The 24,050-nt window shown below is 72.5% G+C and carries 19 protein-coding genes; 10 read left to right on the top strand and 9 right to left on the bottom strand.

Features of this window, described 5'->3' with window-relative positions; genetic code table 11:
* Nucleotides 1-175: 175 nt before the first annotated feature.
* From ABD345_RS34885 to ABD345_RS34855, 7 genes are all read right to left on the bottom strand, one after another.
* Nucleotides 176-1,762 (bottom strand): sodium/solute symporter, encoded by a 1,587-nt coding sequence (locus ABD345_RS34885; RefSeq protein ID WP_344558183.1) that lies wholly within the window; start codon nt 1,760-1,762, stop codon nt 176-178.
* The gene (locus ABD345_RS34880; RefSeq protein WP_344558181.1) at nt 1,759-2,115 is read right to left on the bottom strand and encodes a hypothetical protein; all 357 of its coding nucleotides are present in this window, start codon (nt 2,113-2,115) and stop codon (nt 1,759-1,761) included. The genes ABD345_RS34885 and ABD345_RS34880 overlap by 4 nt, the downstream gene beginning before the upstream one ends.
* A 77-nt stretch (nt 2,116-2,192) precedes the next feature.
* A complete protein-coding gene (locus ABD345_RS34875; protein WP_344558179.1) occupies nt 2,193-3,455 on the bottom strand; it encodes an ABC transporter substrate-binding protein in 1,263 nt (420 codons plus the stop codon).
* Nucleotides 3,452-4,567, bottom strand: coding sequence for a branched-chain amino acid ABC transporter permease (locus ABD345_RS34870; protein ID WP_344558206.1), 1,116 nt, complete (start codon nt 4,565-4,567; stop codon nt 3,452-3,454). Before ABD345_RS34870 ends, ABD345_RS34875 begins: the two co-directional genes overlap by 4 nt.
* A 112-nt stretch (nt 4,568-4,679) precedes the next feature.
* A complete protein-coding gene (locus ABD345_RS34865) occupies nt 4,680-5,567 on the bottom strand; it encodes a branched-chain amino acid ABC transporter permease (protein WP_344558177.1) in 888 nt (295 codons plus the stop codon).
* The gene (locus tag ABD345_RS34860; protein WP_344558175.1) at nt 5,567-6,352 is read right to left on the bottom strand and encodes an ABC transporter ATP-binding protein; all 786 of its coding nucleotides are present in this window, start codon (nt 6,350-6,352) and stop codon (nt 5,567-5,569) included. The genes ABD345_RS34865 and ABD345_RS34860 overlap by 1 nt, the downstream gene beginning before the upstream one ends.
* Nucleotides 6,349-7,173, bottom strand: a complete 825-nt coding sequence (locus ABD345_RS34855; protein ID WP_344558173.1) for an ABC transporter ATP-binding protein — start codon at nt 7,171-7,173, stop codon at nt 6,349-6,351. Before ABD345_RS34855 ends, ABD345_RS34860 begins: the two co-directional genes overlap by 4 nt.
* Nucleotides 7,174-7,655: 482 nt before the next feature.
* Between ABD345_RS34855 and ABD345_RS34850 the strand changes: the two genes are divergently transcribed.
* From ABD345_RS34850 to ABD345_RS34830, 5 genes are all read left to right on the top strand, one after another.
* Entirely contained in the window at nt 7,656-8,906 is a 1,251-nt protein-coding gene (locus ABD345_RS34850; RefSeq protein ID WP_344558172.1) for a PucR family transcriptional regulator, read from the top strand.
* Nucleotides 8,907-9,234: 328 nt separating this feature from the next.
* Nucleotides 9,235-10,944 carry a class I adenylate-forming enzyme family protein gene (locus ABD345_RS34845; RefSeq protein WP_344558171.1) on the top strand — a complete coding sequence of 570 codons (1,710 nt, stop codon included), beginning with the start codon at nt 9,235-9,237 and terminating at the stop codon, nt 10,942-10,944.
* 54 nt (nt 10,945-10,998) lie between these two features.
* Nucleotides 10,999-12,459, top strand: a complete 1,461-nt coding sequence (locus ABD345_RS34840) for an aldehyde dehydrogenase (protein ID WP_344558170.1) — start codon at nt 10,999-11,001, stop codon at nt 12,457-12,459.
* Nucleotides 12,460-12,487: 28 nt separating this feature from the next.
* Complete coding sequence (locus ABD345_RS34835; protein WP_344558169.1) at nt 12,488-13,564, top strand: alcohol dehydrogenase catalytic domain-containing protein; 1,077 nt, start codon at nt 12,488-12,490, stop codon at nt 13,562-13,564.
* A gap of 130 nt (nt 13,565-13,694) precedes the next feature.
* The gene (locus ABD345_RS34830) at nt 13,695-14,552 is read left to right on the top strand and encodes a 3-hydroxybutyryl-CoA dehydrogenase (protein ID WP_344558168.1); all 858 of its coding nucleotides are present in this window, start codon (nt 13,695-13,697) and stop codon (nt 14,550-14,552) included.
* Here ABD345_RS34830 and ABD345_RS34825 read toward each other — a convergent pair.
* Complete coding sequence (locus ABD345_RS34825; protein WP_344558167.1) at nt 14,546-15,181, bottom strand: TetR/AcrR family transcriptional regulator C-terminal domain-containing protein; 636 nt, start codon at nt 15,179-15,181, stop codon at nt 14,546-14,548. The two genes, ABD345_RS34830 and ABD345_RS34825, sit on opposite strands and share 7 nt — an antisense overlap.
* A 128-nt stretch (nt 15,182-15,309) precedes the next feature.
* Here ABD345_RS34825 and ABD345_RS34820 point away from each other — a divergent pair, with 128 nt between their 5' ends.
* The 4 genes from ABD345_RS34820 to ABD345_RS34805 all read left to right on the top strand — a co-directional run bounded on the left by ABD345_RS34820 (nt 15,310) and on the right by ABD345_RS34805 (nt 21,096).
* Nucleotides 15,310-16,785 carry an APC family permease gene (locus ABD345_RS34820; protein WP_344558166.1) on the top strand — a complete coding sequence of 492 codons (1,476 nt, stop codon included), beginning with the start codon at nt 15,310-15,312 and terminating at the stop codon, nt 16,783-16,785.
* 47 nt (nt 16,786-16,832) lie between these two features.
* Nucleotides 16,833-18,443 carry an amidohydrolase gene (locus tag ABD345_RS34815; RefSeq protein WP_344558165.1) on the top strand — a complete coding sequence of 537 codons (1,611 nt, stop codon included), beginning with the start codon at nt 16,833-16,835 and terminating at the stop codon, nt 18,441-18,443.
* Nucleotides 18,444-18,680: 237 nt separating this feature from the next.
* Entirely contained in the window at nt 18,681-19,481 is an 801-nt protein-coding gene (locus ABD345_RS34810; RefSeq protein ID WP_344558164.1) for an MBL fold metallo-hydrolase, read from the top strand.
* 373 nt (nt 19,482-19,854) lie between these two features.
* The gene (locus ABD345_RS34805) at nt 19,855-21,096 is read left to right on the top strand and encodes an IS110 family RNA-guided transposase (protein WP_344558162.1); all 1,242 of its coding nucleotides are present in this window, start codon (nt 19,855-19,857) and stop codon (nt 21,094-21,096) included.
* A 174-nt stretch (nt 21,097-21,270) separates the two neighbouring features.
* Here the strand turns inward: ABD345_RS34805 and ABD345_RS34800 are convergent, their stop codons facing one another.
* A complete protein-coding gene (locus tag ABD345_RS34800; RefSeq protein ID WP_344558160.1) occupies nt 21,271-22,476 on the bottom strand; it encodes a hypothetical protein in 1,206 nt (401 codons plus the stop codon).
* Between the two features lie 394 nt (nt 22,477-22,870).
* Here ABD345_RS34800 and ABD345_RS34795 point away from each other — a divergent pair, with 394 nt between their 5' ends.
* Nucleotides 22,871-23,965 (top strand): alkyl sulfatase dimerization domain-containing protein, encoded by a 1,095-nt coding sequence (locus ABD345_RS34795; protein WP_344558159.1) that lies wholly within the window; start codon nt 22,871-22,873, stop codon nt 23,963-23,965.
* Nucleotides 23,966-24,050 lie beyond the last annotated feature (85 nt).

Here is a 24,050-nt window from a genome sequence, read left to right as displayed (position 1 = left end):
TCGGTGGGTGGGGGCACCGCGTGGACCACGCGGCATGCTGTGCTGCGAAGTACCTTCACCGGCCCGCGACCGCCGGACAAGGCCGTGCACAGCATCCGCGTGGCCCGGGGGCGAATCCTGTCGGCGACACATCCTGCGGACGCGCGGAGTGTCGCCCGGCACACCTGCCGGCCGGTCAGCCCGTCCGGTGACCGAGGAGCGCCGCGGTCGCGAGTTCTGCGTGCCGGGCCGGGTCTGTGCCGCGGCGGTCGAGGCGGCTGCCGAGCCAGCCGAGCGCGAACCCGACCGGGACCGTCACCAGACCCGGGTTGGCGAGCGGGGTCCAGTGGAAGTCGCGGTCGGGGAAGGCCGCCGCGGGGCCGCCCGAGATCAGCGGCGAGACGGTGATGAGCAGGAGCACCAGTGCCGAGGAGCCGTAGAGGCACCACAGGGCGCCGCGCCGGGTGAACCGCGGCCAGAGCAGCCCGTAGAGCAGCACCGGCGCCAGCGCCGAGGCGGACAGCGTCATCGCGAGGGTGGACAGGACCAGGAGGTTCCAGCCGGCGGCCGGGATGGCGAGCGCGATGCTGGCCATGCCGCCCAGTGCGGCCGCCCAGCGGGCCCGGCGCTCCTGACGGCGGCCGGGCCCGCCGCCGGGCTCCGCCGCGTTCGGGGAGAGGTCGCGGGCGACCGTGCTCGCGGCCGCGACGGTGACGTCGGAGACCGTGGAGAGCGCGGTCAGGAACACGACGCAGAACACCGCCGAGGTGAGCGTGCCACCAGGGTTGAGGGCATCTGCCAGGACCAGCAGTGAGCCGCTGCCGCTCGGGTCCGCCCGGTGAAGGGCCGGGCCCCCGACGATCGCGGCTGCCCCGAGCCCGAGCACCACGAGCAGCGCGGAGACCACGACCAGCTGGGCGACCGCCCAGTGCATGGCCGTACGCGTGGCACGGCCCCTCGGCGCGGTGAGGACCCGCATCGTGACCTGGGGCAGGCAGCAGACGGCGAGGGCCAGGGTGACGAACTGCCCGAGGCGGTTGAGGACGTCGGCGGAGCCCGAGTGGTACTGGACGCCGGGGCCGAGGAACAGGTCGCCGAGTCCGCTCCGTGCGGCTGCGGCGCCCAGCAGGCGGTCGGGGTTCCAGCCGAAGCGGTTCAGCACCGTCACGGTGAGCACCGTCAGGACCGCGAGCAGGACCACGACCTTGACGATCTGCACGCGGGCGGTACCGCGCATGCCTCCGCTGACGGCCAGGGACGTCATCAGGACTCCGATGACGAGGATGCACGCCGTCCGCGCCGCACTGCCGGTGAAGCCGAGGACGAAGCTGGTCAGGGAACCGATGGCGGTGAGTTGCAGGACGAGGTACGGCACACAGACACCCAGGGTGACCAGGGCGACGGCGGTGCGCACGGAGCGCTCGGGGAACCGGCGGGCCAGGCTGTCGCCGACGGTGTGGCCGCCGCCCCGTCGCAGCGGATCGGCGATCAGCAGGGTCAGCAGGACCAGGCCCGTCACACAGCCCAGGGACAGCATCAGCCCGTCGTAGCCGGTGAGGGCGATCAGGCCGACGAGTGCCATCAGGGTCACCGCGGACAGGCTGTCGCCGCTGATCGCGAGACCGCTGTGCCAGGCCTTCCCGGGCAGGTCCTGGCCGGGGAACATCGCGGCGTCGTCCGTGCCGGAGCCGGTGAAGAGCCAGAGGAACGCGCACAGGCCCAGGAACAGCATGAAGACGACGAGGTTCAGGTGCGGCACCGGGGGTGCCCCCGCCGCGATCACGACACGCTCCAGGGGCCGTCCGCCGTGCGGTGGTTCTCGATGTCTGACTCCAGTCGCGCGGCGCCGCGGTGGTGGCCGACGAGCGTCCACACGACGAGCGCGAGCTGGAGGAGCAGCAGAACGAGCGCCGGCGACACGTGTCCGGTGATCCGGTGGTGCAGCGCCGAGGGGGCCGCCGACACGGTGGCGGCGAACAGCAGGTAGCCCGTCAGGAGCCGTCCGCCGTGCCGGCGTGACAGGCCGTTCGCAGCGGCTAGCAGGTGGGTCGGGTCGGGAGGCGCGGCCGGGGCGGTGTACGAGGTGGGCGGTCGGCGGAAGAACTCGCCGGCCGGGCCTTGGTGCGGAGCTGTCACGATGACCTCCGGGTGGATGGAAGGGACGTCGGGTACCGGAGTGCCGCGGGCCCGCGGGGTGCGGATCGTCGGACGGATCAGCCGTGCGCGGTCGCGAGGTACTCGGTGAGGCCCACGGCGGTACCGGCGTCCTGGACCGTCTTGAGGCCGCCCGTCACACCGGAGGCCGGCTGGAGGACGTACGTCTTCTGGGTGGGGGCCTTGGCCGGGTCGGAGTAGTCCTGGACGCCGCCGAGGCCGTTGTCGAACTGCTTGAGGGTCCGCAGGGCGGCGGTGATGCCGTCGCGGCTCAGGTCCTTGGCCTGGCAGGCGGCCTTGAGGGTGTCGACCATCAGCTTGGCGTCCACCGCACCGACCTCGATCGCCTGGTTCAGCTTCTCGTTCGGGTACTTCGCCTGGTAGTCGGCCACCAGCTTCTGCACGCCCGGGTTCGCGCTGTCGAGGCTGGGCTGCGCGGAACTGACGAACAGCAGCTTCTCCAGGGCCGGCTTGGCGGGGGTGTCGAGGAGCTGGGGCACGTAGGCGGGGCTGTTGGCGAGCACCGGGACCAGCAGCCCGGTGGCGGCGGCGACGCCGACCAGGGAGGCGGTCTGGGCGGGGGTGCCGCTGAACGCGATGGCCTTGACACCGGCCGCCTTGAGGGCGGTGACCTGGGCGGTCATGTCGGTGTCGGTGGGCTTGACGGTCTGCTCGACCAGCTGGACGCCGGCCTTGCCGGCGGCGAACCGCGCGCCGACGAGCGCGTTGCCGCCGTAGTCGCCGTCCTGGTAGACCATGCCGACCTTGTCGCCGGGGGCGAGCTTGGCGGCCTTGGCGAGGAATTCCAGGCCGTTGACCATCTCGATGCCGTAGGTGGTGCCGATCAGTTGGGCGTGGGCGTTGCCGAGCAGGGAGGCCGAGTTGCCGCCGACGAGGGCGAGCAGCCGGTCCTTCTCGAGGCTGTCGAGCAGCGCCGCGGTCTGGCCGGAGCCGAGGAGCTGGCCCATGGCGGCGACCTGCGGCTGGATCTCGGCGTACGCCGCGACGGCCTTCTGCACGTCGTAGCCGTGGTCGCGGACCAGCAGCTTGACCTGGCGGCCGCAGACGCCGCCGGCCGCGTTGACCTGGTCCATGTACAACTGCTGCGCCTGGAGCGAGCTCTTGCCGAGCGGGGCGACCGGGCCGCTCAGGTCGGTGAGGACCCCGAGGGTGATGCTGGTGTCGGTGACCCCGGGGCCGGCCTTGACGCCGCCGGCGCCCGCCTCGGCGGAGGTGTTCGCGCCCTTGGTGCTGCAGGCGGTCAGGGAGACCAGCAGGGCGGCGGCCAGCAGGGCGGCGGATCTGGTGGAGGTGCGGTTCACGGTGTCTGCTCCTTGAGGGATTCCCCGCCGGCGGACTGCGGCCCGGCGGAAGTGAGGGGGGTGATGGCGGTGCGCCGGCGCCAGGGGGTGCGGAGGCGGCGGCGCAGGCCGGCCAGGCCGTCGGGTGAGAACAGCAGGATCAGGACCAGCGCCGCGCCGTAGAGGTAGCGCGCCGCCTCGGTGCCGCCGAGGCCCGGTTCGGTGGAGCCGGGTGCGACCACCAGCGGCAGCTGGTCGGCGTAGCGGCCGAGGAGCTGCGGCAGGACGGTGACGAACACCGCTCCGGCGGCCGCGCCGCCGACCGAGCCGAGGCCGCCGATGACGATCATGGCGAGGAAGTCCATGGACAGTGCGAGGCTGAAGTGGTCCGGCACGATGCGCTGGAACGCCAGGGCCAGCAGTGCGCCGGCCGCGCCCGCGTACATCGAGGAGACGGTGAATGCAGCGGCCCGCAGGCGGGCCGCCGGTACGCCCATGACCGAAGCGGCGACCTCGCTGTCGCGCAGCGCCCCGAGCGCGCGCCCCGGGCGGCCGCGCAGCAGGTTCCGGGCGGCGAGCCAGGCGATCAGCACCAGGAGGAGGCCGAAGTACCAGAGCCGCTCCAGACCGCCGAACGGCACGCCGAGGACGGTCAGCGGGGTGCTGTCGTCGAAGCTCAGCCCGGGCACGGCCATCGGCGGTACGGCGCGGCCGTTGAAACCGCCGGTGACCGGGGTCGCGTTGAGCAGCACGTGCTGGCCGAGGAAGACCAGCGCGAGCGTCGCCACCCCGAGGTACATGCCGCGCAGACGGCCCGAGATCGGGCTGAAGACGGCGCCGGCGGCGCCGGCCAGCAGCACCGCGCCCACGAAGGCGAGCAGCGGGGGCAGCGACAGGCCGGTGAGCGGGTGCAGGCTGGATCGGCGCGGGTGGTCGGCGAGCCACGTGTAGCCGTACGCGCCGACGGCCAGGAAGAAGGCGTGGCCGAGCGAGAGCTGTCCGGCGGTCCCGGTCAGCAGGTTGAGGCCGATCGCGGCGATCACGGCGGTCATCGCGAACAGGCCGGTCTGCAGCCAGAAGGCCTCCAGGTAGAACGGGGGGAGGAGCAGGAGGAGGCAGAGCGCGGCGGGCAGCGCCCGGCGCGGGCCGACGCTGCGAACGCGTGCGGTGAGGCGCCCGGCCCGGCCCGGTCGGCGCGCCTGAGCGGCGATCGGAGGATCCTGGACCAGGGTCTCGGAGGGTGTGTCAGACACGGGTGAGCTCCTTCGAGCCGAGCAGGCCCTGCGGCCTGACCATCAGGACCAGGACCATCACCGCGTACGGGGCGATGTCGGCGACGCCGTTGCCCAGGGCGCTCACCTGCTGCTGGTAGCCGGCCGCGGCGGCCTGCGCCAGGCCGATCACGAGGCTGCCGAGCAGGGCGCCGGCCACCGATCCGAGCCCGCCGACCACCGCGGCCGGGAAGGCGGCGAGGGCGATCTGGCCGGTGGTGCGGTCGAGTCCGGGGGAGGGGAAGGCGGTGAGGAAGACGGCGGCGACCGTGGCGAGGCAGCCGGCCAGTGCCCACGCGCCGAGGCGCAGCCGCTCGCCGCGCACGCCCATCAGCGCGGCGGCCTCCTGGTCGAGTGCGGAGGCGCGCATGGCGAGGCCCCAACGGGTCCAGCGGAAGGCGGCGAGGAAGGCCGCGACCAGGCAGAGCGCCACCAGCAGCGACGCCAGCCGGGCCTGGGCGACGGTGATCCCGGCGAACGAGGCCACCTTCGCGCCCCAGGGGTCGCCGGTGCCGAGCACCTCGCCGCCGATCCGCCGCGCCAGCTCGGTGAACAGCAGGACGTCCACACCGATGGTGAGGATGGTCGGCACCGCCACCCCGCTGTGCCGTACCCGGCGCAGGACCAGGGCCTCCAGCATCGCTGCCGCCGCGGCACCCGCGGCTCCTGCGGCCACCGCACCGACGAATCCGAGCACGGAGTGCAGCTCGGCGACCAGGTAGCCGCCGAGCAGCAGCAGCGAACCGTGCGCGAAGTTCACCGCGCCGGACGCCTTGTGCACGAGGGTGAAGCCGAGCGCGATCAGGGCGTAGACGGACCCCAGGGCGAGCCCGTTGAACAGGGTCTGCACCAAGGTGCTCATCAGGACTCCTTGCCGAGGTAGGCGCGGACCACGGCCGGGTCCTTGCGGACGTGCTCGGGGGTGCCGTCGCTGATCAGGCGGCCGAAGTCGAGGACGGTGACCCGGTCCGCGATGCGCATGATCATTCCCATGTCGTGCTCGACGATCAGGACGGAGATGCCCAGGGCGTCCCTGATGGAGGTGACGGTCCGGGCCATGGCGAGGCGCTCCGCCGTGTTCATCCCGGCGACCGGCTCGTCCAGCAGCAGCAGCTTCGGCTCCATGCACAGGGCCCGGGCCAGCTCGACGCGCTTGCGGTCGCCGTAGGGCAGCAGCGCCACCGGGGTGTCGAACCGAGCGCCGAGCCCGGTGAACTCGGCGATCTCCCGTACCCGTTCGCGGTGGCGCCGCTGCTCGCGCAGTGCGCTCGGCAGGCGCAGCGCGGTGGCGGTGAAGCCGGCGCGGGTGAGGGTGTGGCGGCCCAGCATCAGATTGTCGGCGACGGTGCCGCGGGTGAGCACGATGTTCTGGAAGGTGCGGGCGACACCGAGCGAGGCGATCCGGTGCGGCGGCAGCGAGGTCAGCTCGGCGTCGCCGAACCGGACGCTGCCGGAGGCCACCCGGTACACCCCGGACAGCACGTTGAAGGAGGTCGACTTGCCGGCGCCGTTGGGGCCGATCAGGGCATGGATGCTGCCGGGTGCGACGGTGAAGCTCACCGCGTCCAGGGCGGTCAGACCGGCGAAGCGGACGGTGGCCTCGTGGACGACGAGTTCAGGCACAGCGGTCTGCTGCGGGTGGCTCATGCGGCCCACCTGGCGAGGGCCCGGGTCGCGGTCTCCGGCGGCTGGACGTCGCCGTCCGGGTGCTCGCCCAGGTACAGCCGGCGGACCTCGTCGGAGCGGGACAGCTCCTCGGCGGGCCCTGCGAGCCGTACCCGGCCCACGTCGAGTACGCAGGCCCGGTCGGCCAACTCCAGAGCGAGGGAGGCGTTCTGCTCCACCACCAGGACGGCGGTGCCCTCCTCGTGGATGCGCCGGACGATCCCGGCGATCCGCTCGGTGACCTGCGGGGCGAGCCCGAGCGAGGGCTCGTCCAGCAGCAGCAGCCGGGGGCGGGCCATCAACGCCCGGCCCATCGCCAGCATCTGCTGCTCGCCGCCCGAGAGCAGCCCGGCCGCCTGGCGGCGCCGCTCCGCGAGGACCGGGAAGAGCGCGTAGACCTGTTCGGCGGTCTCGCGGGCGGAGGCCCGGCTCTGTCCCCTGAGACCGAGCCTGCCGGTGCGGAGGTTGTCCTCCACCGAGAGACCGGAGAACACCCGGCGGCCCTCGGGAACCTGGACGACGCCGGCGGCGACCACGTCGGCGGGAGAGCGGCCGGTGAGCTGCTCGCCGCCGAAGGTGATCGAACCGCTCTCGACGGCGCCGCCGTGCATCGGCAGGGTGCCCGAAACGGCGCGCAGCAGCGTCGACTTGCCGGCGCCGTTGGCGCCGAGCAGGGCGACGATGCCCTTGGCCGGGACCTCGAGCGACACGCCGTGCAGAGCACGGACCGAGCGGCCGTACACCACGGTGAGGTCCCGGACCTCGAAGGTGTCCGGCGGCGCCGGTGGTGCTGTTGATCTCATGGACGCGCTCTCTTCCAGCGGGACGAGGGGGTGCGGAGAGGCCCGGAAGGCATCGGACCGGAGGCACGTGGTGCCGCTGGCGGTCCTGCGCTCGGCGGTCCGCGGTGGGGACCTCGCAGACCGGCGCTTCCGGCCCCGTGGATTCGGCCGGCCCGTGAGCGGAGTCGGAGGCGTCACGCAGCCGGGGCGCTCAGAATGGGGGGTCCGCGCGGGCCGGGTCCAGAGACGGAGGTGCGTACGGGAGCGCCGGTGCGCGATCGTGTGCCCGGTCACAGCGGCGCCTGCTGGCCAGTGGGAGTCGGCACAACCCGGCCGTGCGCGGCGGCCGCGGTTTCGTCCGTTGCCAAGGGGTTACCCGTGCCGGGGTGGTGCTCGCGCCCGGGGGAATGGAGAATCCCGACGACCGTGCCTCGCCGATTCCACGGAGGTGAAGGATGACGACGTCCCTGCCCGGGCGGTCCGGCCGGGAAGGATCTCCCCCCGTGCGTGGCGACCTCAGGAGCGGCCCCACCGAGTTGCCGCCGGAGGCCTCCGCGGGTGCGCCGGCCGCGCCGACCGGGATTCTGAAGCACGCCGCTGGACTGCTGCGCGGAGAGGCCCCGGCCATCGCGGACCGGGCGCTCGCGAGGATCCGCGCCGAGGTCGGCCACTACGCCAGCTCGATGCTCTCCCCGCAGGACGCCGCCGCCTGCGCCCGCACGGCCATGGAGATCGCGGTCGAATCGCTCGCCGTCACCGAGCGCTTCCTGGAGTCGGGCGAGCAGGCCTGGCGCACGGGTCGGAAGCGGGCGGCCGAGGGCACCCCGATGCTCGCGCTCCTCCAGGCCTACCGGATCGGCGCGTCGGTCCTGTGGGACTGTCTGGTGGAGGCCGCTCTGCGGGACGCACCGGAGCAGGCGCAGGCGATGCTCTACGCGGCCAACGACTTCTGGCGATTCGCCGCCCGCGACACGACGATCATGATGGAGGCGCACCGTCAGACGGTGGCCGGGCTCGCCCCGGACGACGGCCGCAAGCTGCTGCCGGCGCTGAAGGCCCTGCTGCGCGGCCACACCGACCCGATGGACGTCGCCGCCCTCGCGGTGGCCTTCGACATTCCGGTGACCGGGCGCTACGCCGTGGCGCGCCTGGACGGGCCGGGCGCGCTGCGCCCGGCCGAGGCCCCCGTCCGCGAGGAGGCCGCCGGGATCCGGCTGTACTGGTGCCCGCTCCAGGACGGCCAGGCCGTGGTGGCGCTGCTCGGCGACCGGCCCGTCAAGGACCTGGTGGGTGTGCTGCCCTCGGGCCCGGGGGTGCGCGTCGGGATCAGCTCGGCCGTCACCGGGCTCGCCGAGATCGGGAGGGCCAGGGAGCTCGCCGAACTCGCGCTCGGCGTCTGCCGACCGGACGGCGAACCGGTGCAGCTGGACGACCGGATGGCTGCCGCCTTCGTCCTGGCCCGTCCCGACCTGGCGGCGGGAATCGCGGGGAACGTCCTCGGTCCGGTGCTCGGGCTGGACCCGGCCGATCGTGCGTCCCTGCTGGACACCCTTGAAGTCTGGATCGACTGCCAGGGGTCGTCCGACCGCGCAGGCGAGCTGCTGTACTGCCACCGGAACACGGTGCTCAACCGGCTGCGGCGCCTGGAGCGCCTGACCGGCCGCTTCCTCGACCGCCCGCGGGACCTGGTCGACCTCACCCTGGCCCTGGAGGCCTGCCGTACCGGCGCGGCCGGGGCCGACCTCTGCCACTGACCACCCTGGACGTCGGCGCGGTTCTTGGCATCGTTCTGATAGTGAACAGTCACTAGTGAAACGGACGATGCTCAGGTGCTAGCGATTTTTCCGCCCGAACGTCTGGACATGCGGGTTAGCGCAAATTAACTTAGTGGCCATCGCAGGATGCTTCCCGGCAAAAGGCGGGAGGGCCGCCCTCGTGCGCCGCTCCACGGCCTGGGCCCTGCCGCTCCGGTGCCGAGTGGCCTCCGCCCCCTGCCCGGTCCCGAACTCCAGCGCCCACCGCACCCGTCGTTCCCGGACCCGCGTCCGTGGCGACCGCCCCTCGGAACAAGGGAGTTCCCCCATGAGCCGGCCCTGGCCGAAGAACATGCCGCTCTCGTTCGACTATCCCGAGGTGGGGGCCGACGCCTTCCTCGCCGGCGCCGCGCGTGCCTACCCCGACCGGGCCGCCCTGCTCGACGGCGACGAGACCCTGACCTTCGCCGAACTGCACGACGGGGCCCTGCGGGTGGCCAAGGGCCTGCGCGACCGCGGCCTCGAACCCGGCGACGCGGTCGCGCTGCACATGCCGAACTCACTCTGGTACATCGTCGCCTACTACGGCGCCCTGTGCGCCGGCCTCGCGGTCGCCCCGATCAATCCGGCCCAGCCGCCCACCGCCCTGCGCGCCCAACTGGCCGACGCCGGCGCGAAGGCCGTCTTCACCCACCCGGCCAATGCCGCCGTCCTCCGCGACGCCGCCCCGCAGGGTGTCGAGTTCACCGTCCACATCCCCGGCTCCGCCGTCTCACCCGCACCCGAGGGCGCGCTGCTGCCGGAGGGCTCGATCCCGCTCGCCCACCTGCTGGCCGCCGACCGCCTGGAGGGCTACGCGGTCGCTCCCGACCTGGTCGCCCACCTCCAGCTGACCGGCGGGACCACCGGCCGCACCAAGGCGGTCCGCGTCCTGCACCGCAACGTCGTCGCCAACGTCCTCCAGGGCGGCTGCTGGCGCTCCGCCACCGTCCCGAGCCTCGACGCCCAGGGCGGCATCCGGGTCTCCCGGGTCGAGGACGCGCCGGCGCAGGCACTCGTACCCGGCCAGGGTGCGTTCATCGCCATCGCGCCGTTCTTCCACGGCCTCGGTCTGGTCGGCCACAACCTCAACACGCTGCTCGGCACGACCGCCGTCATCACCGCCGGCCGCTTCGACGCCGACCAACTGCTCGCCGACATCGAGACGTACGGCGTCTCGCAGATGTCCGGCTCGCCGGCCATGTACTACGCCATGCTGCGCAGCCCGGCACTCACCACGCACGACCTCTCCTCGGTCCTGCAGATCACCTCCGGCGCCGCGCCGATCGACACCACCGCGCTGGGACGCCTGCGCGCGGCGTTCCCCGGCGCGCTCGTCGTCGAGGGCTACGGCCTGAGCGAGGCCACCATGGGCCTGACCACGACACCGCCCGGACTGCCCGTAGAGACCCCGCTCGGCAGCGTCGGCCTGGCCGTCCCGGACACCGAGCTGCAGATCCGCGAGCCCGACGGCAGCACCGTCCTGCCGCAGGGCGAGACCGGCGAGATCTGGGCGCGCGGCCCGCAGATCACCGACGGCTACCAGGGCGAACCGCAGCTGACGGCCGAGCAGTTCGTCGACGGCTGGCTGCGCACCGGCGACATGGGCCGGCTCGACGAGGACGGCTTCCTGTTCCTGGTCGGCAGAGCCAAGGACATGCTGATCTACAAGGGGTACAACGTCTATCCCCAGCCGCTGGAGGAGATCCTCTGCGGCCACCCGGCGATCGCCCAGGCCTCGGTCGTCGGCCGGTACCGGGAGGACGTCGGCGAGCTCCCGGTCGCGTTCGTGATGCTGCGCCCGGGCGCGGTCGGCGAGTCGGCCCGGGGCCAGGAGTTCCTGGACGAGGTGATGGCCCACGTGGCCGAGCGTGTCGCCCCCTACCAGCGGATCCGCGAACTGCACGTGGTCGACGCCCTGCCGCTCACTCCGACCGGCAAGATCCTCAAGACCGAGCTCCGGGACCGCCTCAAGGAGACCGGCGGACCGACGGGCTGAGGACTGCCCGGTTCCCACCTGACCACCGATCACCTCCACCCGAGGAGTCATCACATGCCCGACATCGTGGAACACCGCACGCTCTTCATCGGCGGGCAGTGGGTCGAGCCCGCCGGCAGCCGCACCATCGAGGTGGTCTCGCCGGTGACCGAGCAGGTCGTCGGTCGCGTCCCGCACGCGACACCGGCGGACGTGGACAAGGCTGTCGCCGTCGCCCGTTCGGCGTTCGACCACGGCCCATGGCCGCGGCTGCCACTGGCGGAGCGGATCGAGGTCGTCACCCGGATCAAGGACACGCTCGCCGCCCGCCACCAGGAACTGGCCGAGCTGGTGACCCTGCAGAACGGCTCGCCGATGCTGTTCTCGGTACGCGGTCAGGCCCTGTCCGCCGTCGGCGCGTTCGGTACGGCGCTGGCCGCCGCCGCGCGGTTCACCGAGGAGGACGAACGCCAGGGCACCGGCGGGCCGGTCCTGGTGCGCCGCGAGCCGGTCGGCGTGGTCGCCGCGATCACCCCGTGGAACGTCCCGCAGCTGACCATCGCCGGCAAGCTCGCCCCGGCACTGCTCGCCGGCTGCACGGTCATCCTCAAGCCGTCCCCGGAGACCCCGCTCGACGCCAACTGGCTGGCCGGGATCTGCGCCGAGGCCGGGCTGCCCGACGGTGTGCTGAGCGTCCTGCCGGCCGACCGCGAGACCAGTGCCTACCTGGTCTCGCACCCCGGCATCGACAAGGTCGCCTTCACCGGCTCGGTGGGCGCGGGCAAGGCCATCATGGCCGCCGCGGCGCAGAACCTCACCCGGGTCAGCCTGGAGCTCGGCGGAAAGTCCGCCGCGATCCTGCTGGAGGACGCGGACCTCTCCGTCGCCGTGCCGGCCGTCGTCGGCGGCACCTGCGCCGCCAACAGCGGGCAGGCCTGCGTCGCGCTCACCCGTGTCCTGGTTCCGTCCGCCCGCTACGACGAGGTGGCCGCCGCGCTCGCCGCCGCGTTCGCCGCGCTCAAGGTCGGCGACCCGGCCGACCCGTCCACCGTGGTCGGGCCGATGGTGACCAGGAACCAGCAGCAGCGGAACCTCGACTACATCCGCATCGGTCAGGAGGAGGGCGCGAAGGTCCTCACCGGTGGCGGCGTCCCCGAGGGCCTGACCACCGGCTGGTACGTCCAGCCCACCCTGTTCGGCGACGTCACCAACGACATGCGGATCGCCCGCGAGGAGATCTTCGGCCCGGTCGTCTGCCTGATCCGCTACGAGGGCGAGGACGAGGCGGTCGCGCTCGCGAACGACTCCGACTTCGGCCTGTCCGGCGCGGTGTTCGGCGCCGACGCCCGGCGTGCCGCCGAGGTCGCCCGCCGGGTCCGCACCGGCAGCGTCACGGTCAACGGCTTCCGGCTCGACCTCGCCGCCCCGTTCGGCGGCTACAAGAACTCCGGCATCGGCCGCGAGTTCGGCCCCGAGGGGCTGTCCGCCTACTTCGAGTACAAGACCGTCAACCTGCCTGCCCCGGCCCAGTCCTGAACTCCACACTCCTGAAGGATCTTTGACGATGCATGCGGCAATCCTGCACAAGACCGGCGACCAGACCCTGGACGTCGCCGACGTCGAGTCGGTGTCATTCGGCCCGGGCCGGGTCCGGGTCAAGATGCACAAGGCCGGAGTCTGCCACTCCGACCTGTCCGCGATGAGCGGGGTCCTCATGCACCCCGCGCCCTTCATTCCCGGTCACGAGGGCGCCGGCGAGGTCGTCGAGGTCGGCGAGGGCGTCACCCACGTCAAGGTCGGTGACCGCGTCATCGTCTGCTGGATGCCGCCGTGCGACAAGTGCCCCTCGTGCAAGGCGGGCGACGGCCACCTGTGCCGCAGCGGCTACGGCAACCTCGCCAACCCCAACTTCCGGCATGGCGGGGCCGTCATCCCCGGCATGCTCGGCGCGGGCACCTTCGCCGAGGAGGTCGTGATCGCGGCGTACGCGGCCATCCCGATCCCCGACGACGTCCCGTACGACATCGCGGCCCTGATCGGCTGCGGCGTCACCACCGGCATCGGTGCCGCGCTGAACACGGCCAAGGTCCGGCCCGGATCCTCGGTCGTCGTCATCGGCCTCGGCGGCGTCGGCATCAGCATCCTGCAGGGCGCCAAGGTCGCCGGCGCCGCGCAGATCCTCGCCGTCGACCCGACCGCCAACCGCCGGGAGTGGGCGCTCGACTTCGGCGCCACCGATGCCGTCGCGCCCGAGGACCTGGCCGAGGCCGTCAAGCGCGTCACCGGAGGCTTCGGCTTCGACTACGCCTTCGAGGCGGTCGGCAAGCCCGGCACTCTGCGTGCCGCCTACGACGCCACCCGGACCGGCGGCACCGTCTGCCTGGTCGGCGCCGGGTCCCGCACCGACCTGACCGACCTCAGCATGGGCGAGCTGGTGATGACCGAGAAGAAGGTCCTCCCCTCCTTCTACGGCGGCGACGACGTCCGCCGCACCTACGCCACCATCATCGACTTGTGGCGGGCCGGCCGGATCGACCTCGACTCGATGATCACCCACCATGTCCCGCTCACCGGCATCAACGAGGCGATCCGCCAGATGCACACCGGCGAGGCGCTGCGCACCGTCATCGACATCACCTGATCCATCCGCCGCCGGGGGAGCCGGGGTCGCCGCACGGCGACCCCGGCAGACCCGTGCCCGCACACGGGGCCGGGCCAAGCTGCCCGACGCGTCGGGCACCGTCACAGCAACTGAGAGGACTCTCCACGTCATGCACTCTTTCGAGCGGGTAGGCGTCGTCGGCTGCGGCCTGATGGGCTCGGGCATCGCCGAGGTCTGCGCCCGGGCGGGCCTCCAGGTCCTGGTGGGCGAGGTCGACGCCGCCGCGGCAGCGGCCGGCCGGGCCCGGATCACCGCGTCCCTGGACCGGGGCGCACGCAGCGGGAAGCTCGCACCCGAGGACCGGGACGCGGCGCTCTCCCGTCTGACCTTCACCGACGACCTCGCCGCCTTCGCCGACCGGGAACTGGTCATCGAGGCGGTCGCCGAACACCGCGAGGCCAAGACCGCCACCTTCGCCGCCCTGGACCGGTACCTCGAATCCACGGACGCCGTCATCGCGTCCAACACCTCGTCCATCCCGATCATCGACCTCGCCGCGACCACCGGCCGGCCCGAGTCCGTGGTCGGCGTGCACTTCTTCAACCCCGTCCCGGTACAGCGGCTGGTCGAGATCATCCCCACCCAGCTCACCGCCAACGCCGTGGTCGAGCGCACCGCCGCGTTCGCCGAACAGCGACTCGGCAAGACGGTCGTCCGGGCCCGGGACCGCTCCGGCTTCGTCGTCAACGCCCTGCTGGTGCCCTACCTGCTCTCGGCAGTCCGGATGCTGGAGTCGGGCTTCGCCTCCGCCGAGGACATCGACAACGGCATGGTGCTGGGCTGCGCCCACCCGATGGGCCCGCTGCGGCTGCTCGACCTGATCGGCCTGGACACCGCCCAGTCCATCGCGGAGTCCATGTACGAGGAGTTCAAGGAGCCCCTGTACGCCGCGCCCGCGCTGCTGCGCCGGATGGTTGCCGCCGGGACGCTCGGACGCAAGACGGGCCGGGGCTTCTACGCCTACTGATCGGCGACCGCCGGGTGGTCGTCGAGGAGCCGGCCGAAGCCGTGCAGCAGCGCGTCGAGGCCGACGGTGAACGCCCGGTCGGCCCGCCCGGGGCCCTGTGGGGAAGCGGCGAGCGCGGTCGCGAGGCGCGGTGCGTCCACACCGTCGGGGACGTCCCACATGACGTCCGGCGCCGCAAGGTCGAGCGCGGACCCGAGGATGAGGTTCTCCAGGGCGGTAAGGACAGCGATCACGTCCTCGGGCGGGAAGCCCGAGTCCTCCAGTACGCCCGCCATCCGCTCGTACGCCTCGATGATCACGCTCTGCGCGCGGACGGTCGTGGTCGCGAGCAGGGGCACCAGGTGGGGGTGGGCGGCGAAGGCGGCCCGGTAGGACCGCGCGAAGCCGGCCAGCGCGGCGTCCCAGGGCTGCTGCTCCAGCGGGCTGAAGTCCATCTCCTCGCCGATGCGGGCACGCAGCAGCTCGACGATGCCCGCGCGCCCGTCCACGTGGTGGTAGATCGACGCAGTCTGCACGCCGAGCCGCCGGGCCAGTTCGGGCACCGTGAAGTCGCCGGTCTCGTCGACCAGCTCCAGTGCGGCGGTGGTGATCCGCTGCCGGTCCAGCAGGGCCTTGCGTGGCCGCCCCATGAAACCACCCGTCTCGTCCGTGACCTGAACGCAACCGAGGAGGGCTTCTCGTCGGCGCGTGAGTCAGGCTACATTCCCAAAAACCTAAACCGAATCGATTTAGGATCGAGTGGGAACGGAAGGAACACATGGCCGAGAACAACACGCCCGAGCCGACGCTGCGCAGCGGCACCCTCGGCACCGGCGACATCGCCTTCTTCGTCGTCTCGGCGGCCGCCCCGCTGACGATCATGGCGGGCATCGCCCCCTTCGCGATCCTCTCCGGCGGCATCGGCGCGCCCGCCGGCTACCTCTTCGCCGGCCTGGTCCTGGCGGTCTTCGCGGTGGGCTTCACCACCATGAGCCGTCACGTCGGCAACGGCGGCGCCTTCTACGCGTACATCACCAAGGGCCTCGGCCGCACGGCCGGCGTGGCCTCCGCCGTGCTGGCACTGTTCGCCTACAACGCCTGCCAGATCGGCATGTACGGCCTGCTGGCCACCTCCGCGCACGACACCGTGCAGATGCTCTGGGGCATCGACGTCCCCTGGCCCGTCTACGCGCTCGCCGGCGTCGCCCTGGTGTGGTTCGCCGGCTACCGCAGCATCGACTTCGGCGCCAAGGTGCTCGGCGTGCTGCTCGTCGCCGAGACCGGCATCCTGCTCGTGCTGGCCGTCGCCGTGCTGCTCAAGGGCGGCGCCCACGGGCTCGACCTCCAGCCCTTCGCCCCCGCCCACGCCTTCAGCCCGGGCACCGGCGCACTGCTCGCCTTCGCCTTCGGCGCCTTCATCGGCTTCGAGTCCACCGCGATCTACCGCTCCGAGGCCCGCGACCCCAAGCGCACCATCCCCCGCGCCACCTACATCGCCGTCGGCTTCCTGGCGGTCTTCTACGCCTTCGTCTGCTGGGTGATCATCGAGGCCTTCGGGGCCGGCCAGGTCGTCGAGGCCATCACCGCCGACCCCACCTCGCTGTTCTTCACCGCCGCCCACGACTACGTCGGCGCCTGGGCCGCGGACGCCATGCACATCCTCATCGTCAGCAGCGTCTTCGCCGCCCTGCTCGCCTTCCACAACGCGATCAACCGCTACACCCACGCACTCGCCACCGAGGGCGTGCTCCCCGCCCGCCTCGGCCGCATCCACCCGCGCCACGGCTCCCCGCACACCGCGGGCCTGCTGCAGACCGCGCTCAGCGCGGTGGTCATCGGCGCCTTCGCCGCCGCCGGCGCCGACCCCTACCTCCAACTGCTGATCTGGGTGAACACCCCCGGTGTGATCGGCATCGTGCTGCTTCAGGCGCTGGCCGCCCTCGCCGTCCCGTTCTTCTTCCGCCGGATCAGCCACCGCGAGGGCGCGCTGCGCACCGTGGTCGCGCCGGTGGCCTCGGTGCTGCTGATGGCCGGGGCGCTGTACCTGGTGATCAGCAAGATCGCGCTGCTGACCGGCGCCTCGGCCTCGGTCAACACCCTGCTCATCGTGCTGGTGCCGGTGGTACTGGCCGCCGGAGCGGTACTGGGCCGATGGCTGCGCGCCGCCCGCCCCGAGGTGTACGCGCGGCTGGCCGCCGACCCCGAGGAGGCCGCCGGGCGGCCCGACCGGCCGGCCGAGGCCGCCACGGTCTGACCTGCTTCCGCCGTTCACCATCCGCACCCACTCCGAGAGAGCCCAGCATGTCCAGCAGCACAACCGCCGACACCGTCCTGGTCGGCGCGCAGGTCCACACGCTCGACCCCGGTCGGCCGACGGCCACGGCCGTCGTGATCAAGGACGGCATGATCGCCGCGGTCGGCGACGAGGGGGACGTCCGGGAGTGGCGCGGCGCCGCGACCCAGATCATCGACCTCGACGGGGCCACCCTGACCCCCGGCCTGGTCGACGGCCACATCCACCCGGTGCTCGGCCTCGACCTCGTCTCCGGCATCGACCTGTCCGACTGCACCGACCTGGGCGAGCTGCGCGACCGGCTGGCAACGGAGACCCGCCGACTCGGCCGGGGCGAGTGGGTGCGCGGCTTCGGCCTCGACCACAACGTCTTCGCGGGCGGACCGATCACCCGCACGCTGATCGACGACGTCCTCCAGGGCGCGCCCGCCTTCCTGCGGCTGTACGACGGCCACTCCGCCCTGGTCTCCGGCGCCGCCCTGCAGGCGGCGGGCATCGACGGGCCCCGACGGTTCGCCCAGCGGTCCACCGTGGTCTGCGACGACCGGGGCCGCCCGACCGGGCACCTCCTCGAACACGCGGCGATGGACCTGGTCCTGCATGTCATGCCGCCCGCCGACCCCGCCGAGCGCCGATCCAGGCTCCTCGCCCTGCTCGGCGAGATGGCGGAGGCCGGACTCACCGGCGGCCACGTCATGGACGCCGAAGGCGGCGCGCTCGAACTGCTCGCCGACATGGAGACCACGGCCGACCTCCCGATGCGACTGCGCCTGGCCCCCTGGTGCATGCCGGGTGCCACCAGCGAAGAGCTCGACCGGCTGGTCCGCGAGCACGGCCGCGGCGGCCGCCGGTGGAGCCTCGGCGCGGTCAAGTTCTTCATCGACGGCACCGTCGAGGGAGGTACCGCCTGGCTCGAGCACCCGGACTGCCACGGCGGGGGAACCGACTCCCTCTGGCTCGACCCGGACGCCTACACGCGCGCCGTCCGGCATCTGGCTGCCGCCGGAGTGCAGACCGCCACCCACGCCATCGGCGACGCAGGAGTCCGGCACGTGCTGGATACCCTGGAGGGCATCGACACACTCGGCGTCCGCCACCGCGTCGAGCACATCGAGACGCTGCCACGCGAAGAGTTCGCGCGATTCGCCGCGCTCGGCGTCGCGGCCTCCATGCAGCCCACCCACTCCGCCTACACCAAGGCCGACCACACCGACGAGTGGTCGCGCCGCCTCGGCCCCGACCGGGCCGACCGGGCCTGGTCCTGCCGCGACGCACACGACTCCGGCGCAGCGCTGGTACTCGGTTCCGACTGGCCGATCGCCCACTTCGACCCCCGCGAGGTGCTCGCCACCGCCCGCCTGCGCCGCCTGCCGAGCCGCCCCGACGCGGCCCCGGTGGCCCCCGAGCAGGCGCTCACCGCGCGCACGGCACTGGAGGGCATGACCAGCCAGGCCGCTCTGGTCGCCGGCGAATCCCACCTCGCCGGACGGATCGCCCCCGGCTACCGCGCCGACCTCACCGCCTTCGGCGTCGACCCGATCGCCGCCCCGGCCGACGAGCTCGCCTCGGCTCCGATCCGCCTCACCATGGTCGCCGGAACGGTCACCCACCACGGCTGACGGCCCACTCGTCGGACGGCAGATCGCGACGGTCCGCCGTCCGGCTCCCCCAGGAGCGGCGTGTGACGGGGACAGCCGGATTCGCCCGACGGGGCTCAGTCGTGACCAGGGCTCACCCGAACAGCCCACGCCACTTGCTGCCGGGCCGGGCGCCGGGAAGCGTCGTCCGCGAGCCCAGGGCCTCGGCGCCGACCCGGACGGCTGGCCGCCGACCCCTGACTACGCACGGGAGCCCGCATGGCCTACGCACCGAAGGGCGCCACGCCCGCCACCGCCGCCGCGAACCGGGCGGCGGTGGCGCGTTACGACATGGCCGACCGGCAGGACTTCGCCGACGCCGACCGGGGATTCATCGCACCGTTCCCGGAGCCGCTGCGCAACGCGGCCGGACAGGTGATCTTCGATGCAGCCCGCTTCGACCACCTTGCCGAGGACGCGCCTGCGCCGGACACGGTGGAGCCGAGCCTGTGGCGGCAGTCGCAGGTGATTCGCAAGGGCGGTCTGTACAAGGTGGTCGACGGCGTCTACCAGGTGCGCAACAACGACATCGCCAACCTCACGGTCGTCGAGGGCGACACCGGCCTGGTGGTGGTCGACTGCATGGCTTCTGTCGAGGCGGCCGCGCAGAGCATGGCGATGATCCGTGAGCACGTCAGCGACAAGCCGGTCGCCGCCGTCATCTACACCCACACCCACATCGACCACTACGGCGGAGTCAAGGGCGTGGTGAGCGCCCAGGACGTGGCCTCCGGCAGGGTGCCGATCATCGCCCCGGGCACGATCTCCTCCTTCGACAAGCACGCGATCGGCGAGAACGTCATCGCCGGCAACGCGATGTCCCGCCGCGCCTCGTACGCCTTCAACAGCCTGCTGGACTACGGGCCGACGGGCTGCGTCACATGCGGCATCGGCATCACCACCGTGCCGGGGGTCACCGTCTCCTACCTAATCCGATGTGTAGGCAGTTCCAAAACGTCCGGTAGAGGGCCGCTGGGCTGCTTGCCGTGGTGGACGCCTGGTCTCTCCCCTGGCCCGTGAGGTCTTGCGACAGAGCGGTGCCACCACGCCCGAGGTGGGTCTCGCGGTGGTCCCGCCAGCGCCGGGCCGGACGCCTTTGTCTCTACCGACCCGCGAGGTCTTGATACAGGCCGGCGCCGATCGGCGGTTGCCGGGCCGCCGCGACGCCTGCCGGTGACCGTGCTGTCGTGGTCGTGGCGCGAGCCCGTTCCAGGGCTGACCCCTTGATCGTTCTCCGCGAGCCGTCGAGCTCTGGTGAAGACGGGGGCCCCTGGGGCGCGCTGGTGTCACGAACGGCTACTGAGATGGCGGACCTCCGAGTCCTGGGATTAGGTCGCCGCGTGACCCGAATAGGCTCGCGACCTGCGAAAACAGGCAACACAGGGAGGATCGGATGGAGATCTTCTGCGGCATCGACTGGGCCGAGTCGCACCACGACGTCGCCCTGGTCGACGACAGCGGCCGACTGCTGGCCAAGCGCCGGATCACCGACGACGCGGCCGGCTACCGGTTGCTGCTCGACCTGCTCGCCGAACACGGCGATCGCCCCGAGGAGCCGATCCCGGTGGCGATCGAGACCAGCCGTGGCCTGCTGGTCGCCGTCCTGCGCACCGGCACCCGGCAGGTGTACGCGATCAACCCGCTGGCCGCGGCCCGCTACCGCGACCGGCACGGCGTGAGCCGCAAGAAGTCCGACCCGGGTGACGCCCTGGTCTTGGCGAACATCCTGCGCACCGACATGCCGATGCACCGGCCGCTGCCGGCCGATACCGAGCAGGCCCGCGCCGTCACGGTGCTCGCCCGCGCCCAACAGGACGCCGTCTGGAACCGCCAGCAGCTCACCAACCAGATCCGCTCGCTGCTGCGCGAGTACTACCCCGCCGCCCTGGAAGCCTTCCAGCACAAGACCGGCGGCCTGACCCGCCCGGACGCCCGCGAAGTCCTCACCGCCGCGCCCACCCCGGCCCGCGCCGCCAAGCTCACCCTCGTCCAGATCCGCGCCGCGCTCCGGCGCGCCGGCCGCACCCGCGGCATCGACGCCGAGGCCGAACGTCTCCGGGCCGTCTTCCGCACAGAGCACGCCCGCCACCCCGAGCTCGTCGAAGCCGCCTTTGGCCGGCAGCTCCTCGCCCTCCTCGTACAGCTCGGCGCCGCCTGCCGGGCCGCCGACGACCTCGCCGACGCCGTCGAGGAAGCCTTCCCCGAGCACCCGGACGCCGGGATCTACCTCAGCTTCCCCGGCCTCGGCATCCAGCTCGCCGCCCGCCTCCTGGCGGAGATCGGCGACGACCCGGCACGCTTCGCCGACGCCCGCGGCCTGAAGGCATATGCCGGATCGGCCCCGATCACCCGGGCCTCCGGAAAGAAGAGCTACGTCGGTCGGCGCATGGTCAAGAACAACCGGCTCCTGCACGCCGGCTTCCTCTGGGCCTTCTCCGCGCTCCGGACCTCGCCCGGCGCGGACGCCCACTACCGCCGTCGGCGCGAGAAAGGAGACTGGCACGCCTCCGCCCAACGCAACCTCCTGAACCGGCTCCTCGGACAGCTCTACTACTGCCTGCAGGACCGTGTGGCCTTCGACGAGCGTCTCGCCTTCGCGCTGCCTGCCGCTGCCGCCGCAAAGGCAGCAGCTTGACGCCGGTGTTCGACTTGCGACTGGAGAAGTACCCCCACTGGCTATCGCACGAGTCCGGCCCCGCCGTCTTCGTGGCGAGGCCGGCATCTGGCATTTTCAGTTTTCAGGGGCCAGATCGCTTGGTCTACCGATCAGTTGAGTCCCGATCGGTAGGTCGGCGGCCTTCGGGGATGCTCAGTGCTTGCGGCGGGGGCGGCCGAAGCGGACCAGCGCGGCGCCGGTGGCGGTGGTCAGCGCGGCGACGGCGGCCAACCAGCCGGTCTTCGAGCTGCCGGTGTCCGCGAGGGCGGGACCGGTGGGGGTGGCCGACGGCACCGGAGCGGTGGTGCTCGGCTTGGCCGTGGTGGGGCTCGATGTGGGGCTGGCGGTCGGCGTCGGGCTGGCGGTCGGCGTCGGGCTGGCGGTCGGTGTCGGGCTGGCGGTCGGTGTCGGGCTGGGGCTGGGGCTGGGGGCGCAGGGCAGCAACCGGAGCTGGACCTCGCCGTCGCCGCTGCGAGCCCCCGTGGTGAACTGGGCTCCGGCTGGGCCGAGGCTGGAGCCGCCCCCGCCACCGCCACCGTCGAGCGTGGCCCCGGTGGACGATCCGCCCGCGCCACCGCCGTGGGCGCCGCCACCACCGCCACCGCCGGTGCCCATGTGCGGATCGCCGACATTGAGCGCACCGCTCCCGCCGACCATGCCGTTCGCAGCGCCACCAGCCAGGCCGGGCTGGTCGTCGGCGAATGTAGGGGTTCCACCGGCCCCGCCGCTGCCACCGTCGCCACCTGCCGCACCGCCCTGGCCGGCACCCGGGGTGGCGGGCGTCTGGCCGGGCTCCCCGTTCTGGCCGCCGTCGCCGCCGCGGCCGGTGCCGTTGTCGGTGAAACTGCCGGCTCCGCCGCCGCCTCCGCCCGCGATGATGACCGTGGTGCCGTCGAGGGCGACGGTCGTCGCCCCGCCCCCGCCGGCCGCGGTGGCGCCGTTGCCGGGCGCCGGGGCGTCGTTGTAGGCACCGCCCTGGCCGCCGCCCCCGTACCCGCCGTGCGGCACGCTGCCGTCGACGAGGCTGCCGCCGCTCCCGGCACCGGCCACGTTCACCCCGAGCACCTGACCGCTGCGGACGTCCAGCGTCGCGCGGACCTCACCGCCCAGACCGCCGGGCGACCCGTAGACCGCGCTTCCCCCGGCGCCGCCAAAGGCGGTCACCTCCACCTGGCACACGTCGTTCGGTACCGTGACGGACTGCGGGCTGCCGGTGAACGCCAGCGTCTGCACCACGTCGGCGGCCTTCATCGTCGACGGGAGGCCCTGCGCCGCACAGGTGGCGGGAACAGCCAGGGCGAGGTCGGAGGTCAGGGCGACGGCGCAGGCTGCGTGCAGGATGAGGTGTGGGCTTCTCATGCGTACACGATATGGTTGCTCTTGGAATTCTTTGCGTTACTTTGGGTAATAAATTGGCGTGTCGGCTGTCTTGTGGCACAAGGCGCTGAGGCGGTGCAGTTCCGACTGCGGCCGCACGGCGGACCTTATCCTTGCCCATGCCACCAGCAACTGGGCGGAAGTCGCAGTGCGGCCAGGCGCCGACAACAACGCCTTCCACGGAGGGGGCTCCGCCTTGGACCGCCTGAGCTCGCGACCCGAAGCGGGCTTCGCGCCTATCTCGTCAGCTTGACTTGCTGACAAGCTGAGATGTCTGTCGCCGACCGACCCGATCACCGAGACCGGCACCCGGCGGGACCTGGCCGGACTGGAGTTCGAGTTCCTGTACGCGCCGGACACCGAGGCGCCGGAGGAGATGCACATCTGGATCCCGCAGCTCGGTGCGCTGACCTGTGCGGAGAACGCCAACCACTCGCTGCACAACATCCAGACCCTGCGAGGCGCCCGTACTCGTGACGCCCGCAACTTCGCCCGCTACCTGGACGAGACGCTCCAGCGGTGGGGCGACGACGCGCAGGTGCACTACGGGCCGCATACCTGGCCGGTCTGGGGCAACGGCGAGGTGACCGCGTTCCTGGAGTCCCAGCGGGACACCTACAAGTACATCCACGACCAGGCGCTCAGGCTGGCGAACAAGGGGTACACGCCGCTGGAGGCCGCCGAGGAGATCGAGCTGCCCGAGGAGCTCGGTCGCAAGTGGTACAACCGCGGCTACCACGGCACCCTGCACCACGACGTCCGTGCGGTGTTCACCAAGGAACTCGGCATGTGGGACGGCGACCCAGTCTCGCTCCACCCGCACCCTCCGGTGGAGACGGCGAAGCGCTTCGTGGACATGATCGGCGCCGAGAAGGTCCTCGCCGAGGGCCGCCGGGCCTTCGACGCCGCCGACTATCGGTGGGCCGCCCAGATCTTGCACACCCTGGTCTTCGCCCAGCCTGACAACCGGGCCGCCAAGGAGCTCCAGGCCGACGCGTACGAGCAACTGGGCTACCAGGCCGAGGGCCCGCAGTGGCGCGGCATCTTCCTGACTGCCGCCAAGGAACTGCGCGAAGGTGTCGAGCCGGCCCGCTTCGCCACCGCCAGCCCGGACACCATCCTTGCCATGCCGATCGACATCCTCTTCGACTTCGCCGCGGTCCACGTGATCGGCGACAAGGCCGCCACCGCCGACCTGAGGATCGACTTCCGGTTCACCGATGTCGGGGAGACCTGGACGATGCGCATCGCCCGGGGGGTGCTCAACGCCCGGCGCGGCACCTCCCCGGACGCCCGACTCACCGTCGCCGGGCCCAAGGCCGCGCTGGTCGGCGTCCTGCTGGAACCCGCCACCGCCGGGCCGCTGGCCCAGGCCGGGAAGATCACCCTCGGCGGCGACGAGCTCGCCCTGCAGAGCCTTGCCGGCCTGCTGGACGAGTTCGACCCGAACTTCGCCGTCGTCACCTCCTAATGCTGTTGTCAAGCCGCTGATGCGACCGGGAGTCCACGTTGGAAGCACTGTCCGTCACGGATGAGAGCCCACAGGACGTTGACGC

The organism is Kitasatospora saccharophila (assembly GCF_039529925.1).
Classification (GTDB): Bacteria; Actinomycetota; Actinomycetes; order Streptomycetales; family Streptomycetaceae; genus Kitasatospora; species Kitasatospora saccharophila.
The sequence above is the reverse complement of the archived record's forward strand: the minus strand, read 5'-3'. Positions and strand labels throughout refer to the sequence as shown.